Annotated in this window: 13 protein-coding genes and 1 pseudogene; 12 read left to right on the plus strand and 2 right to left on the minus strand. The window is 40.9% G+C overall.

Translation table 11 applies throughout. The annotated features are described in order from the left end of the window. Positions 1–39 precede the first annotated feature (39 nt). Positions 40–918, minus strand: a complete 879-nt coding sequence (locus ACH8E3_RS05805; RefSeq protein ID WP_458631670.1) for a sugar phosphate isomerase/epimerase family protein — start codon at positions 916–918, stop codon at positions 40–42. 21 nt (positions 919–939) lie between these two features. Beyond that, positions 940–1,998 carry a Gfo/Idh/MocA family protein gene (locus ACH8E3_RS05810; RefSeq protein WP_458631671.1) on the minus strand — a complete coding sequence of 353 codons (1,059 nt, stop codon included), beginning with the start codon at positions 1,996–1,998 and terminating at the stop codon, positions 940–942. 132 nt (positions 1,999–2,130) lie between these two features. On the opposite strand from ACH8E3_RS05810, the gene ACH8E3_RS05815 reads away from it, so the two are divergent. The 12 genes and pseudogenes from ACH8E3_RS05815 to ACH8E3_RS05870 all read left to right on the plus strand — a co-directional run bounded on the left by ACH8E3_RS05815 (position 2,131) and on the right by ACH8E3_RS05870 (position 16,404). Then, positions 2,131–2,991, plus strand: coding sequence for a helix-turn-helix domain-containing protein (locus ACH8E3_RS05815; protein WP_458631672.1), 861 nt, complete (start codon positions 2,131–2,133; stop codon positions 2,989–2,991). Positions 2,992–3,078: 87 nt separating this feature from the next. Continuing rightward, on the plus strand, positions 3,079–3,795 hold the full coding sequence (locus ACH8E3_RS05820; protein WP_458631673.1) for a protein-glutamine gamma-glutamyltransferase: 717 nt from the start codon (positions 3,079–3,081) through the stop codon (positions 3,793–3,795). A gap of 92 nt (positions 3,796–3,887) precedes the next feature. Further along, positions 3,888–5,513: a response regulator gene (locus ACH8E3_RS05825; RefSeq protein ID WP_458631674.1), complete on the plus strand. Its 1,626-nt coding sequence runs from the start codon at positions 3,888–3,890 to the stop codon at positions 5,511–5,513. Then, positions 5,488–7,302 (plus strand): cache domain-containing sensor histidine kinase, encoded by a 1,815-nt coding sequence (locus ACH8E3_RS05830; RefSeq protein ID WP_458631675.1) that lies wholly within the window; start codon positions 5,488–5,490, stop codon positions 7,300–7,302. The genes ACH8E3_RS05825 and ACH8E3_RS05830 overlap by 26 nt, the downstream gene beginning before the upstream one ends. A 13-nt stretch (positions 7,303–7,315) precedes the next feature. After that, positions 7,316–8,302 (plus strand): substrate-binding domain-containing protein, encoded by a 987-nt coding sequence (locus ACH8E3_RS05835; protein WP_458631676.1) that lies wholly within the window; start codon positions 7,316–7,318, stop codon positions 8,300–8,302. A gap of 30 nt (positions 8,303–8,332) precedes the next feature. Next, entirely contained in the window at positions 8,333–9,610 is a 1,278-nt protein-coding gene (locus tag ACH8E3_RS05840) for an extracellular solute-binding protein (protein ID WP_458631677.1), read from the plus strand. A 165-nt stretch (positions 9,611–9,775) separates the two neighbouring features. Continuing rightward, positions 9,776–11,134 (plus strand): ABC transporter substrate-binding protein, encoded by a 1,359-nt coding sequence (locus ACH8E3_RS05845; RefSeq protein ID WP_458631678.1) that lies wholly within the window; start codon positions 9,776–9,778, stop codon positions 11,132–11,134. Between the two features lie 86 nt (positions 11,135–11,220). Then, on the plus strand, positions 11,221–12,123 hold the full coding sequence (locus ACH8E3_RS05850; protein ID WP_458631679.1) for a carbohydrate ABC transporter permease: 903 nt from the start codon (positions 11,221–11,223) through the stop codon (positions 12,121–12,123). Positions 12,124–12,140: 17 nt separating this feature from the next. Further along, positions 12,141–12,986: a carbohydrate ABC transporter permease gene (locus tag ACH8E3_RS05855; protein WP_458631680.1), complete on the plus strand. Its 846-nt coding sequence runs from the start codon at positions 12,141–12,143 to the stop codon at positions 12,984–12,986. Between the two features lie 30 nt (positions 12,987–13,016). Then, entirely contained in the window at positions 13,017–14,198 is a 1,182-nt protein-coding gene (locus tag ACH8E3_RS05860; RefSeq protein WP_458631681.1) for an MFS transporter, read from the plus strand. Between the two features lie 58 nt (positions 14,199–14,256). Further along, a pseudogene (locus ACH8E3_RS05865) lies at positions 14,257–14,481 on the plus strand (carbohydrate ABC transporter permease); the annotation flags it as partial. A gap of 780 nt (positions 14,482–15,261) precedes the next feature. Next, on the plus strand, positions 15,262–16,404 hold the full coding sequence (locus tag ACH8E3_RS05870) for a DUF4179 domain-containing protein (protein WP_458631682.1): 1,143 nt from the start codon (positions 15,262–15,264) through the stop codon (positions 16,402–16,404). The last annotated feature ends 114 nt before the right edge of the window (positions 16,405–16,518 follow it).

Here is a 16,518-nt window from a genome sequence, read left to right on the forward strand (position 1 = left end):
GATGTTTGCTCCTCTTTTTAAGAATATGTGTTGTTTGAGTTATCCCTTGAATCCTTGAATGAAGGTAACCGCTTTACGGATATCTTCCTCTGGATTTGTTCCTACCTCACGTTCAATCGTCAAGTAACCTTCATAGCCAATTTCCTGTAATGCAGCGAAATAAGCATTGAAATCAACGGAACCTTCACCAAGTGGTACTTCTAGGAAGCCAGCACCTGATGCGGCCATCTCTGCGATTTTGGCATGATCCATACCACTGTATCCTAAGAAGCCATACACGTCTTTAGGATCAATCGCACTCATACGCTTACCATCTTTAGCGTGGGTATGAACGATATAATCCTTCAACAACTTGGCACCTGCTACAGGGTCGTCTCCCGTAACCATGACCATGTTTGCAGGGTCGAAGTTAACCGACACACCATTTGTGCTTAATGTATCTAGGAAGCCTTTCAAGTGAGCAGCTGTTTCTGGACCTGTCTCAATAGCGAAGTAAGCGTTCAGACTTTTCGCATATACACCTAGCTCATCACATGCCCGTTGCATGGAATCATAAATTCGGCTATTCTGATCATCCGGAACAATACCGATATGAGTCGTTACGATATTACTTCCAAGCTCAACAGCTAGGTCAAGAATACGCTTAGACTTTTCAATCTTCTCTGGGTTTACAGTGGCATCTTGAAATCCATGACCTGCTAAATCGCCGCACAATGCTGAAATCTCAAGTCCTAGTCCATCGATATAACTGCGAAGCTCCTTACGTTTGGCACCTACTAGTACAGCGGGGTCCATCTCGCCAGATACAGCATAGATTTGTACGCCATCAGCACCGACTTCTTTAGCCTTTTTAAGTCCTTCCATAACACCTACACCGAAACTATCTACGATAACACCAATTTTGTTATTCAATTTCATCTGTAATATCCTCCTTCAAATTTAGAATTGTATTTCTCGTCCCTCTGCAGCCGATTGATATATCGCATTGAGTATTTTAATCATTTCCACACCGTCTTCGACCGGGCTATTCGTCTCGATAAGACCTAAAGAACTATCGACAAAATGGTTGATTTCATTCTGGAAGCTTCCAGTAAAGTCGAATGAAGGCTGGGTAATCTGAGGTTCAATATTAATGATCGTATTATGTTGTTCTGTGACGATGGAGAGTGTAGGTTCTATCTCAGCACCACCCTTTGTTCCATAAACATTGATTTGAGCCGAATCTTGTTTCGCATGGAGTGAGAAACTGACATCAACCAATATCGAAGCGCCATTCTCAAAACGCACAAGTGCGTTAGCCATATCCTCGACATCATTATGTGCTGCATCATAGTCTGCGGCTTTGTAGAAGTCATAATTCTCGATATTGGAGCGGTTACCTAATTTAGTGTAAGTATTACCACTAACCGATTTCACCTTTGGCTTGCCCATCAAGTACCAACACAGGTCAATGACGTGCACACCAATATCTATAAGTGGCCCCCCACCAGAACGCTCACTATCGGAGAACCAGCCACCTGGATTACCAAGTCGACGAATCATACTCGCTTTAGCGAAGTATAGCTCTCCAAGATCACCTGCATCAATATATTTCTTCAATACAGATATATTAGAAGCGTGACGACGGACATAACCTACTTGAAGCAACTTACCTGTCTTGCGAACAGCTTCTTCAACACGCAATGCTTCGTCTACGGTCTTACACAGTGGCTTCTCACACAATACGTTCTTATTTGCTTCAAGTGCAGCGATACTGATCTCGGCATGGGAATTGTTCCAAGTACAGATGCTTACAGCCTGTACTTCCTCATTCGCGAGGAGGTCTCGATAATCTGTATATACATGAGGGATATTATATTTTACAGCTGATTTCTGAGCTCTCTCTTCATTCAAATCACATACTGCCCATAACTCTACTTTTGGATTCGCTTGATATGCTTGCAAATGTGATTCTGAGATCGATCCATTACCAATCAGTCCTATTTTGATTTTATTCATTGTTTACGTTTACATCCTTTCGCATTTGGGATGGGTTTGGTACAATTGACTTGGAGTATACTACGATAATATGTTCTATACAATCAACTAAATTCAATTTAACATACATATAATTCAAGGAGAATGGGTAGTATGACAAATTACATGGACTATATGGTCAGCAATAGGCCGATACGGCTATTTAATCCAATCGTGGATAATAGTAAGAAAAGAATTCAGTCATTAACGATCATCAATGCAGGTCATTTACCAGCCAGAACACTTCAAAGAGAGCAAGCTGAATTTAATCACTGGGCCTTCGTAATCATTACCAAGGGTAGCGGTTATTATCAGGTGGATGATGGTGAGCGGCAGATAGTTGAGGCTGGAAGTTGGTTCTGCTTATATCCAGGAGCTATATTTAATTATGGTCCACATGATGATGGGTATTGGGATGAATATTATTTTAGTGTGGAAGGACAAAGAGTAGACGAGTGGTTAAGCCACTGGCTACCGAACCCGACGGTGTTGAAACAGGCAGAGATAGGAGAACCCTTTATCCAGAAGATGGAGATGATGTTCATGCTTATAGAGAGTGGTGTCCCAAGTAATCTTGATCGGACTTCTCTAATGCTTGAATCTTTCTTATATGAACTTGTAGCTCAAGCCGACCAAAGTGAATTGGGCAATAGATCTAGCTTGGTTCTAAAAGTAATTGACGACTTCTCCAATGCCCTCCACATATCCTACAAACCTGAGGTGATGGCCGCAAGACATCATATTTCAGTATCAACACTACGAAGAATCATTCATGAATATACAGGGTATCCCTTAAATGAATTTCTACATCAGCTAAAAATTGCTCAAGCGAAAAGCATTCTACTTAACACCGAGCTCACCATCAAAGAAGTAAGCGAAGCGATTGGTTATAAAGATCCCTTTTATTTCTCACGTGTGTTCAAAAGAATAACTGGCTATTCTCCTAGATACTATCGGGATAGAGAGGGAGGGTAATACGAACCAAATATTATAATAGGCACGAACACGTGATCAGCGAATAGAATAACCTATATACATTTATTATGTTATGGGGGTCAGAGAATGATTCTAAATACGGAATTTGAGTTCAAAATGAGAGCTAACATTGTGGCATCGGCTAAGGAATTGGATGCTAGTGATGTTGGCTTTGCTGTTTTTAGAAACTCTCGCTGCAATGAACAAATGTGGACACGTACGAATGATGGGGGATTCAAGCTGAAGCAAGGTGTGCTACCTTCAGATGGAATTACGGATATTTTCAAAAATGGACATCTATATGCCTTTGAATGCGCGACAGCGATGGTGATTATCTTGTATAAGGCAACGTTAATGACAATTGCTAAGGATATATTTAATGAATACTTCGATGCGTTGTTCATTAGGGATTGGCAATATGATAGTGATTTGCGCTTAGTTATCATCAATCATCAGAATGAAGCCATACCTGGGGATATTGTTTACTTTAGGAATAGGGATCATGCACCAGAGAGTCCGCAGTGGCAAGGAGAGAATGCAGTCTTATTGGGGGATAATCAATATTTCGGTCATGGGATTGGGATTAGAACTGCGGAACAAATGATAGAATCGCTTAATCGTACAAGAATACCTGGAAGTCAGACATCAGCGTTTCTGACGGAGGAGGTTGTGCATCCTGATTTTGAATATATACGTAATCTCACCTATAGGGGGAGTGTTAAGTACCATACGACAGCATATTTAAAAGAAATAATTATAGCAAAGATAGGTACAACTGTTTATGAAGAAAGTTACATTCCTTGAATCAATAGATTGTAAGTAGACGGGTTTTATAGCATAATTGGGTTAATATGTTATAAATCCTCGCCCTATTCCAATGGATTGGAGAGTCTACGATGTACAAAGTAATGATTGTCGATGATGAAGCGTTAGTCCGAATCGGGTTGAGGAATACGATTGATTGGAACGAACATGGCTTCGAATTGATTGGTGATTATGCCAATGGGCAAGAGGCTTGGGATGCTGTGCAACTAGATAAGCCGGAGTTAGTTATTTCTGATATTAGCATGCCATTTATGGATGGGTTGGAACTAGCTGGCTTAATATCTGCACAGTTTCCCTACATCAAGATGATCATACTGACAGGATTTGATGAATTTGAATACGCACAACAAGCGATTCGATTGAAAGTGTCCGATTTTATTTTGAAACCGATTACAGCGCAAGAGATACGCACGCTTCTTGATCGTATTAAAGCTGAAATGGACGAAGAGAAACAACGACGTGAAGACCTTAGCAGGTTAAACCATCAGTTGAAACAAAGTCTTCCGCTTCTTAAAGAAAGGTTCCTTGAACGATTAGTTGCTGTAGGATTGGGAAAATTCGAAATAAAAGAACGGTTTACTTACTTCAATCTTCCAGAAGCATCGCCAAGTTACTTGGTCATGGTAGTGGATATCGATAACTTTGGGGATCGTGAGCTTAGATCGTATGAACTGGATGCTGAATTTTTGAGATTCTCTGCATTTGATATTTTCCAAGAAACGCTAGAACGTGAAGATATACTGACCTTTCGAACGCGTGAGGAACGAATGGTTGCTATAGTACATGGGCAAGACAATGAGAGCCTTTTATATGAGCAGGTGTTCTTCTTAGCGGAGCAGGTTCGTTATCATATTGAGAAGTATTTAAAGTTCACGGTTACGATCGGGATTGGGAGAATATGTGCAGATGCGGAACGTCTACCGCTTAGTTACAAAAGTGCGTTGTCCGCGCTGGATTATCGCTTTCTGCTTGGAAGCAATCGTGTGCTCGGTATTATGGATATTGAAGGTAAGGCTTCGAATGCTGTCCCTTTGGTCTTGGATTGGGATCGCAAGCTAGTTACAGCTGTGAAGACAGGTGCGCTGCAAGAAGCTTACGAAGTCATCGACAAGGGCATGATTGAACTTAAGAACTCATTGGCGCCCGTTGACGCTTGTCTATTGAAGTTGCAGAAGGTCGTCCTATCTCTGATGGATTCCATTCAAGAGCTAGTTATTCATAAGCAGGAACATCCACTGAATCAACCTATAAATGTAATGGATATGTATAAATTTAAGACGCTAGACGAAGTGGAAGTATGGATGAGGGAAGTTGTATGCTCGATTATTTCCACCATTGCCAACAACCGCAATCATTTAACGAATCTGCAAATACATCGTGGGGTTGAGTATATAGATGCCAATTATGCGAATGAGAAGATGTCACTGCAAGATTTGTGTCGCCATGTTCTGATGAGTACAAGTTACTTCAGTCTCGTATTTAAGCAGCATACTGGAGAAACATTCATTGAATATTTAACAAAAGTGCGCGTCACAAAGGCAAAAGAACTTCTTCATAATTCTACATTGAAATTATACGAAATCGCCGAACAAGTAGGGTACAAAGATCCGAACTACTTCAGTATGTTATTCAAGAAGCATACTGGGATCACTCCGAAGGATTATCGAGATCGTGAAATTAAGGGGAGCGAAAGCTAATATGCTCAAAGATCATGTCCCCTTTTCATTATTTCCTTTGAAAACCCTTCGTTCGAACATATCTTTGGCGTTCACGATCATGATATTAGCTGCGATCGTGTTAACCAGCCTAGCGAACTATCAAGTGTCCGTTGCTGCTGTAGAAGGGAACTCGAAGGGATATATCAAGGAAATTATCAATCAAGTGAATGTTAATATTCAATCCTATATTGATAATATGGATAATATCTCGTTATTGGCACTTACGAATAAAGACGTGAAATATTACATATCTGATAATAGCTTCATCAGTGTAGAAGATCGCAGGATCTATGAGAAACAGATCTCAGATCTGTTTCAAGCGATCTTGTATACACGCAAGGATATCGCATCGATTATGGTCTTTGGATACAATGGTAGATTCGTCTCTGACCGAAGAATCACAAGTCTGAATCCCAATACCCAGTTGACAGAACAAGAATGGTACAAGATGGCAAAAGAAGCGGGTGGCCGATCTGTTCTCTCTGCTCCCCATGTGCAAAGATTGATCGAGAACGAATATCGCTGGGTCGTATCTTTAAGTCGGGAGCTTAAGAGCACAGATGGCATTACGGCGGAAGGTGTATTCCTTGTTGATCTCAATCTAAGTGTCATTAATGATATTTGCAATAATATTAATCTAGGAAAGAAAGGGTATGTATTTATCGTAGATAATCATGGGAACATCGTCTACCACCCCCAGCAACAGCTTATTGACAGTAAACTGAGGACTGAACAAATGGCAGATGTTCTGCAAGTTCCAAGCGGTCAATCTTTTATTGTGGATAATGAGGAAGGAAAACGAATCTATTCCGTACAAGACACGAACTTCGGTTGGCGGATTGTTGGTGTTGCCTACACGGATGAACTTATCGCCAGCAAAGGCGATTTACGAAATTCAATTATCCTATATTCACTTTACGGTTTAGTCATTCCTATCTTGATCTCCATATGGCTCTCACATCGCTTATCGATGCCCATCAAAGTACTGCAATCAGACATGAAGCAGGTGGAGAAGGGGAACTTCGATATTCAGACTGAAATAAGACAAATGAATGAAATTGGCCAGTTGGGTCGGTCTTTTAATTTGATGGTCAGAAGAACCAAGTCGTTAATGGAGGAGACCATTCTGAATGAGGAGAACAAACGCAAGAGTGAGTTGAAGTTCCTTCAGTCTCAGATCAATCCTCATTTTCTTTACAATACACTAGATTCCATCGTGTGGATGGGTGAGCAGAAGCAACATGAAGAGGTCGTACTGATGACATCCGCTTTAGCGAAGATGTTTCGTGCAAGCATTACGAAGGATCAAGAACTGGTGCCTATTCGAGTGGAGATTGAACATATTAGCAACTATTTACTGATCCAAAAGATGCGTTATTACGATGAACTTCACTATGTGATTGATGTGGATGAGTCGATTCAGGATTATAAGACGCTCAAAATATTGCTACAACCATTTATTGAGAACGCTATTTATCATGGTATCCGTAATATGTATGGGATGAATGATGGCATGATTACCATACGAGGAATGCAGTTGGAAGATCATATCATCTTTCAAATTGAGGATAATGGATCTGGCATGACACCAGAGCAGTTAGATCGCTTATTGGTAAGCAAGGACGGTGATGAACCACTACAAGGTATCGGCATTCGTAACGTCAATGAACGGATCAAGCTGTACTTCGGCCATGAATATGGTGTTCACATACGTAGTGAAATCGAAGAAGGTACATGTATCACAATAACGATCCCTAAACTTGATTAAGAGGTGCAGGCTGATGACGATGCAACAACGGATTCGACGGCTCATTCTAGCAGTGATTATTATAGTGGTATGCTCTGCCTTCTTTTCGAAGAAGTATCTTTATACAACCCACGAAGAGAAGAATGTGACCGTAATTCTGAAGACCTTAAATGTACGTTTTGAATTTTGGCAGGCTGTTCATAGAGGAGCTGAAGCGGCGGCGAAAGAGAGAGGTATTAATCTTAATATAGAAGGTCCGTTATCAGAAGGAGATGCGGATACCCAGTATGAAATATTAGAAGCAGCCATTGAACGTAAACCCCATGCCATTGTCATCGCTCCTATTATAGATGAACGAATGAGGAAATCACTTGCTAGCGCGCGTGCAGAAGGTATTGAAGTGGTCATTATGAATATGTCTACGGATATGTCTCCATCGCCTGTTGTGGTAGGTACTGACCACATCGAATCAGGTCGTTTGGCTGCTCAGACCGTTATTGAGATGGCAAAGGGTCAACCGGTGACTGCTATTATTAGTAATCATACGAATTCAATTGTGACAACAGAAAGATTGCAAGGGATACAAGCCACACTCTTAGATTACAAGGATGGTCTGAGAGGAGTTTACTATGCAGATGGATCTGAAGAGAGAGCATACCAGATCGCTAAGGAACTATTAGGGAGTGGAATCCCATACAATTCGTTTATTACATTGAATGAAACGGCATCACAAGGCGTGGGAAGGGCATTGAAAGAGGAGAACCGAGTTGATAACATTGATCTAGTGGGCTTCGATAGTACCAGTGGTGAGGTGCAATTGTTAGAGTCTGGTGTAATGGCAGCTACCATTGTACAAAGGCCTTTTAATATGGGTTATTTAAGTGTAAAGACAGCCATTCATCTAATAGATAATGAACTTGTTGACCCCATCATTCACATTGAGTCTAATGTTATCACGAAAGCCAATATGTATACGACAGAGAATCAGAAGTTGTTGTTTCCGCTTATTGATAGTAAGTGAATCTCTCTTTGAAAGGGATAAGATAACCTTATGAAGCAATATTTCTATCGAGTACGCCCTATTAGGATAGCTATTATCTTTGCGCTGATGTCATGTATATTATCTGCTTGTATCGATACAAGTCACGAACCATTTGTAACACCAGTAGAGCAGCGCGCATTAATCCGTTTTGTCGCTTCTGAATATAGCACAGAGACAAGACCGTTGTTAGAGAAGCTCGTAAAAGAGTTCGGACGCAGGAATCCACTGATCGATATAGAATTGCAGGTAGTCAACTGGGATATTCTCGATGGAATCTATACAACCATGATAAGTAAGAATCAACCACCGGATCTTTTGAATACGAATGTGTATGCACATTTCGCGCAGGATGGTCTGCTTAATAATCTCGATGAGATTATCTCCCCCGAATTAGCAAGTAAATTGGACCCTCATTTAGTTGAGATGGATCAAATGAACGGGGTGCAATATGCCATCCCGTATGTAGCTACTACACGCAACTTATATTACAACAAGGAGCTTTTTCGCAAAGCAGGCATACTCACTCCCCCAAGCACGTGGTCTGAACTTGTGGATGCGGCACGAAAGCTCAGATCCATAGGGGTGTCCGAAGCATTCGGTATGGATCTTAGTGATAACGAAACACAGGCGTCGTTGTCGTACGCCTTCTTTGGAGCAGGTGGATCATGGACTGAAGGTAATGAATGGAAGATTAATGCCCCTAATAATATTGAGGGATTAACCTTTCTTAAGAAGTTGTATGATGAGGGCTTGACTGACTCTGAGCCAACGATCACTACGCGGGATGAGAAGCACCGGATATTGGGTGAGGGAAGGCTTGCGATGATGATATCAGGTAATTACTTCACCTCCGTTGTCCCCAGGGAATTCCCAGCTTTGGAATGGGGAAAAGGTCCAATTCCTGTTAAAGATGGCTTGCCGCCCATGACCTTTGGAGTACAGGATGTGCTTGTATCCTTTAAGACAGATCATACAAACAAAGAAGCATTATCTAAATTCCTAGATTTCTTATATGATGATCAGACGTATGAACAGATGATTAGACGCGAAGGCTTCCTCCCTGTTACTAAGACGGTAGGCAATACGTTAGGAGAACAGGACAAACACATGAAGGAAGACCTAGAAGCTTTAGGTAAGGCGAAGTTCTATCCATTGCAACAGCCATCATGGCAAGCCGTTCTAGATTATACCCGTAAGCTAGGTGACGCGGTCTTGTTCGAAGGATTTACTCCCCAATCTGCCTTAGATCAACTCCAACATTTCGCAGAATCTAAAAGCCATCCATAACATTACTATGTAAAATTGCAAGAAAATAAGATAGCAAAGAATTCATGGAAGATATTCGATAGTGATTTAAGCCCGCCCATTTTATGATGAAACTAAGCGCAAAAGGGTTCAAATATGAACTCATAAATAAGCGTAATTTAATCATTATGGGGAGGGTTTATTTTCATGAGAATGAAGAGGAAAGTATTATCGTTAAGTCTTGCAGCAATAATGGCTCTATCGTTAGTGGGATGTGGTTCGAGTAATGTAGCTAACAACGTACCTAAGGAAGAACCGCCTAAAGTCGAAACACCTGCAACGCCAGAACCTACTACACCAGAACCTGCTAAATTAACGGGAGACTTTGAAATCCAATACTTCGTTGGTGGTTATGGGGATAAGTGGTGGAAGAAAGTTATCTCTGAATTCCAAGCTGCCAATCCTGATCTTAACATTAAAGAATTTGGTGGTCCAAAGATCAATGACCAGATGAAACCCCGCTGGATTGGTTCCAACCCACCTGATTTCGTATATATCGATGGAGCGGGTCTGAATGATCGCCAAATGGTCGAAGATGGCCAACTTGAAGATTTGACGGAGTGGTTGAAGGATGCGAAGAATGTCGATGGTGATCTCATTAGTGATATTCTAGCGCAACCCGCCCAACAATTTGATGGCAAAGTATACAATATTCCATTGGTTCTTAACTCATGGGGTGTGTTCTGGAACAAAACCCTCTTCACTGAAAAGGGATGGTCTGAACCTACTGATTTCGATTCCTTCCTTGCTGTAAGTGAGAAGATTAAAGCCGATGGAATTACACCTTTTATTCATACAGGTAAATACCCGTACTATATCAACGGGTCTGTTCTATTCCCTGCGATCGTATCAGCTAACAACGATGATTTCAGTATTCTTCAAGATATGGCTGCTAATAAAGTAGAAGCATTCGAGAAGCCTGCGGTTCTAGCTGCTCTGAATCAGATTGTTGCATTACGCGATAAAGACTTTATCGATAAAGCTTCGATTCAAATCAATCACACGGATTCACAAATGTTATTCTTGCAGAATAAAGATGCCTTCATCCCGAACGGACTTTGGTTGCCAAACGAAATGGCCAAAGATGTTCCTGATGGCTTCAACTTCGGATTCATTCCTTCCGTAACACAATCAGCAGGTGGCAAAGTCGTTGCTAACACTTCCACAGCTACAGTAGCTATTTCTAAGAATGGTAAGAATAAAGATGCAGCGAAGGCATTCCTTCAATTCATCTTCTCTAAAGAGCAAGCTTCCCAGTGGGCTGAATTAAGTGGCGCACCTTCGAATATCAAAGGTGATATCAGTAGTTCTAATGCTCCGAGCCATGTAAAAGATGCAGCTAAATATTTGACTGATCCAAACACGATCGTTATCCCAACCATCACTTATAACGCAGATGTAGATAAGGCAATGATGGATGCGACAGACGCATTGACCATTAAGAAGATTACTCCTGAAGAATGGGTTAAACGTGTAACAGATGTGGTGAAAAAGGTAAATAAATAAACGGAATCCAGCATAATTCAAGTGGACGGTGATCGGGGCGAGGTGCCCCGATCACTTTATATGAGTTTACTCGGAGGGATAATCACATGAACTTAGGGACTGCAAAATGGCAAAGGAATGTATTTATCGCATCATTCATCATCCCTACGCTACTGTTTTTTTGCGTATTTACAATCTATCCTGTAGTACAGGGTTTGTATTATTCATTCTTCCAATGGTCAGGTATGTCCGACGTCAAGACATTTGTTGGGTTCGACAATTTCAAGGAAATGTTCCAAGATCCTATCATTTGGAGAGCCATCGGTAATGATTACTTTTTAGTTGCCGGTAAAGTAGTAGGCATTATGATTCTTGCGACTTTCTTTGCGGTAGCGCTTACTCGCTTTGGGTTTAGAATGGCTGGATTTCTTCGATCCATCTTTTTCATTCCGAATGTCATTTCCGTTGTAGTCATTGGCGTATTGTGGAACTTCATTTATAATCCGCAAATCGGATTCTTAAATGCATTCCTCTCTCTGTTCACCAAAGATAAGGTAGACATCACATGGCTAGGATTTCCTAATCATACGATATGGATGCTCTTACCTCCATCCATTTGGGCAGGGATTGGATTCTATATGATTCTTATTATTGCTGCCATTCAGAGTATTCCCGAATCGTATTATGAAGCTTCAAACATTGAGGGAGCGGGGGAGTGGAAACAGTTCTGGAGTATTACCGTACCGCTTGTATGGGAGCAGATCAAGGTATCTATTCTGAACATTATGATGACAACGTTGAATGGTTCCTTCGTTATTGTATGGCTTATGACAGAAGGTGGACCAGATAACAGTACACAGGTAATGGGTTCTTATTTGTATCAAATGGCATTCCGTCAATTCCATTTCGGTTATGGTGCTGCGATAGGGTTCGTTATCTTGATCCTGTCCTTAATTACAACAATCCTACTTCAACGGTTAATGCATCATGAATCCGTTGAGATGAGCTAAGGGGGGATCACATCATAATGAATAAAAAGATTAAGCATCCGATCGCTAGATTGTTTATGTTTCTCATATTGGCTCTATGGGCGGTCTCGGTTATATACCCGCTTGTATGGACTTTACTAGATTCATTAAAGGATAATGAGCAATTCTTCTTCAACGCACCGTGGGCATTACCTGAGTTCCCCTTGATATGGTCTAACTTCTCTTATGTATGGAGTAAATATAACTTTAGTACGTATTTCGCCAATTCCGTTATTGTTACGTTGGGATCGACATGTCTAGCATTATTGCTCTCAGCAATGACTGCTTATGTACTAGCTAGATATAAGTTCAGAGGAAGTAATGCCTTGTTCCTTCTGTATATCTCTTCGATGATGGTTCCATTTGTATTGGCACTCATTCCTTTGTTCTTCTTAATGAATTCATTGGGATTAATTAATACGAAGATTGGCTTGATCTTTGTATATTCCTCTAGCTTACTTGCCTTTGGTATCTTCGTGCTCGTAGGTTTCTTCAAGTCATTACCAAAGGAGCTAGAAGAGGCTGCCATCGTGGATGGTGCTTCTTATTATGGAACGTTCTTTCGAGTGATGCTCCCGTTATCTCAGCCTGGATTAATTACGATTGGGATCGTTAATATCCTGAACATCTGGAATGAATATATCGTGGGTACGATACTGATTAACGATCCGGATCAGTATACACTGCCTGTAGAGATTGGCATTATGCAAGCCGAAATGCAATATCGTACAGAGTGGGGCCCATTGTTCGCGGCGCTCTTGATCACGATCGTTCCCGTACTCATTGTCTATATCATCTTCCAACGGCAAATCGCGAGCGGGATTACTGCTGGTGCTGTGAAATAGTGAAATTCATCTGGCGGGAGGATAGGGCATATGTCTACGGATATGCGTAAGCTACTGATCATGAATACGATCAGTTCGATTATCGCTAGCTATATCGGGATATTCGTCAACTTATTTATTTGGGAGTATAACCATTCGATAGCGGAAGTATCTCTTTATAATATGTCCATGTTTATTACATGGGGGATATCTTTTGCGTCTGCGACCAAGCTGTTGTATCGGTTCACCATACGCTTACCTTTGGCGGTCTCCGCGTTATGCGGAGCCGCTGCTTTCATGTATTTATCCATGGTAACATTCGATAATCGCCTACTGTGGATACTATTATTGGGTATACCCGTAGGTGCTATGTTCGGGTTGTCGCAGGCATCACAAAGTCTTAGTATCGCACTAAGGGGCAAAGGGAGTGAATATGCGCCTTACTTTGCCACGTTAATGGTCATCACGCAGTTCACATCTGTTGCCATTCCCTTTGTAGCCGCGAAGGTTATCGATGGGTATGGGTATGTGGGGTCATTCATCTTGATGCTTATCTTTGTAGTCATGATGCTTATCTTCTCATTCTTTATGCCTAGAATTACCTTATCTTCGGTAGACATGCAGTACAACGAATCTAAGGTTGGTAAGTATAACTTCCGTACTGCCTTCGGCCGTCCTGGATCCAAGTGGATTATATTATCCTTTCTAGCAGCAGGTATCTTTCTGCAATTTCAGAATCTATTTTCGCTACTGTTCACTTTCTCTGTCACACAAGACAAACTTCTGATCGCTTTATTAAATATGGTCTATACGATGTGCTCCTTGTTGGGATTATGGATGTATCGGAGAATAAAGATCGACGAGATGCGTTGGTTATGGATTGGGATGATACTGATGGCTGTCGGATTTATCATCGTATTAATTCAATATCCAGTTGCACTTATTGTCTCTAACCTGCTAACTTCCATAGGAATGTTCTACTTCATGACGGTCTGGAACGCTCAGCAGTTTCGATTTATTCAACATGCGAGCCCTACTAACCAAGTGGCTTTCCTCGTTTGGAGAGAAGGTATCTTGGTAGCTACCAGATGCGTCCTACTTAGTCTCACTTTGCCTCTGAAAGAAATGGGTGGGATGGGATTCTCTATTATTATTGTCGTAACCGTTATCTGTGTACTGCTGATTCCAATCTTCCAGCAACGGGCGAATCGCGCAATAGGCTTGTCCTCTTAACTATTCATTTCCTATACTGATAAATGAAAACTATCTGCGAATAATTGTGGTGTGTAAATGGAATGACTTATCATTTGCCCTTGTATTCATTAACTCACAGGCGTTAAAGACATTGTCATGCAGCCTTGCCTTATTCTTAGATGGATTCGGAACCGATTATAGCCTAACCATGAGCGCGATGGCGATAGCTGTCATTCCTACGATTGTAGTATATCTTCTGCTACAGGATCAGATTATGAAGGGTATGGTGGCGGGATCAACACACTCAGCTACAATTAGCTAGTTGGATGTAGGTTTACGCATGGTGTGACTGGATGTTATTCCTGTAAACGTGCAGGCTCTTCCATCCGAAGTAATTGAACTAATGGAGATGCTTGTCTGCAATGATGCAGGCAGGCATCCTTTTCGTTGTGTGACCTGTATGTTCGCAACTTGTTGAGGTGTATATCGTACAGCGTATCGTCTTAGGAATACTCGGACACCTATATGAGCCACCATTCCATTTTTCTAACGGAACTCATCGACACTATTCTATAAAAATACACCAAAATGAAGTTGTAACGGAAATACACGCCTTTATATGTAAATAAATAGACCGATATCAGAGGGAAGAGTCAGATAAGGTCGCCCATTTCCGTTAAAATTCCAGAAGTGACATTTCAGGTAGAATAAGGCCTGCCACTTCCGTTAGAGTAGAATACATCCGCCGTTCGACCCCACCGTCCTTTAAAGTAGACCCTCTTTCTATGTTGTATGGCTACCCAAAGTGCCTGCAAGTATTGTGCTATAGGTTGAATAATTGCTCATACGTATTGATTATTGACTGTGTGAATAATTACCTCTTTATGGAGATCCTATACTGAAAAATTTATTAAATAGTCCAATTGCTGAGATTTTGTCCGATTCAGTAAATTTTGTAGTGCATACACTGACAAATACAAAGTTCTTACAGGTTGTAACATTTTCGATAAATAAACCTCCAAGTAAGTTAATACCAAAGTTGACTATATGAACGTATTCGCAAAAAAATTAACTTTTGAAAAAGAACAGGGGGGTGGAAAACATGAACAGTCATACCGATTTGGAAGATGATAAAATGATAAGGCTGAAAAAATTGATTGTAGAAACCCCAGTTGAAATTGATTTAACGGATCGTATTATGGAACGTTATGAAAAGGAGAATATGAAAATGCTAACCGATACTCATCAGCGAAAGGGTTGGCGCAGGGCAATGATAGCTACGGCAGCAGCTATTATTATTTTTACTGTCGTAACAGCTACTGGATTTATTTCACCGACGATGGCAGCATCTATTAAACGGATTCCAGGGATGGATAGTATATTTCAATTGGCTGGTGATCTTGGATTAAAAGCTGCAGATGAAAACGGGCTCTTTACCGTTCCTAATGCAAGCGATACTCATGATGGCTTGACAATACAGGCAACGGCCGTATCGTTCGATGGTACTCGTGTATCGATCGGAATTGAACGTGATGTTTCAGATAATCTTTCGTCTGAGGAAACCCTAATAGAATCAATTAAAGATGTGAATCTATCTATTAAAGGGGAGTCTTCCACACTCTATTCGACTACAAGCGGAGGTAATCGTACTGGGGTTGTTATGGATCCAAGTCCGGATGCCAATTCATTGATTCTGGGATTTTCAGATCTGAGAAATCAAGGAGGGGAGACATTTCCACAGAAATTTGAAATCTCTTTGAATTTAGAAGTCTCGGGAATTCAAGAACCATTTCAATTGAATATTCCAGTAGAAATGAACACTCAGAACAATGTAGTGCTTATCCCTTCCATAAATCGTAAATATGAGGAGATAAATTTAAAGCTTGAGAAAATTGAATTTACACCAATAACAACTAACATCACTACACGGATAGAATTGCACGAAGATATGAAAATTTCATCGTTGTACCCTCGAAATTCAATTGGATACCATTTATTTAATGAACAAGGAGAACAAGTGCATATAACTGGCGGGCAAGGATCAAGTGCAATGAACGGTAATATTTTAATAGAAGATACTCAATTCGAACCTTTTGAATCTATTCCAAAATCAATAACTTTAAAACCGTTTCATTATGTTTACAAAGATTACCCTGCAAATGTAAACGAAATAGGCGAAGATGGACATATAAAAGTAGAGTATATTCCCGAGTTGGAGATGACCTTGCCAGTAACTTCTGAATAAAGGAACACGCGCACGAGAACCGATAGAAGTGGAAAAGGCATTACTTTGAGAACGGTGTGCCTTTGAATGTGCAACCGCGATGGTTGCTAGGATAGGAACTCACATGTACATTCG

It is taken from the genome of Paenibacillus sp. CMAA1364, assembly GCF_054373195.1.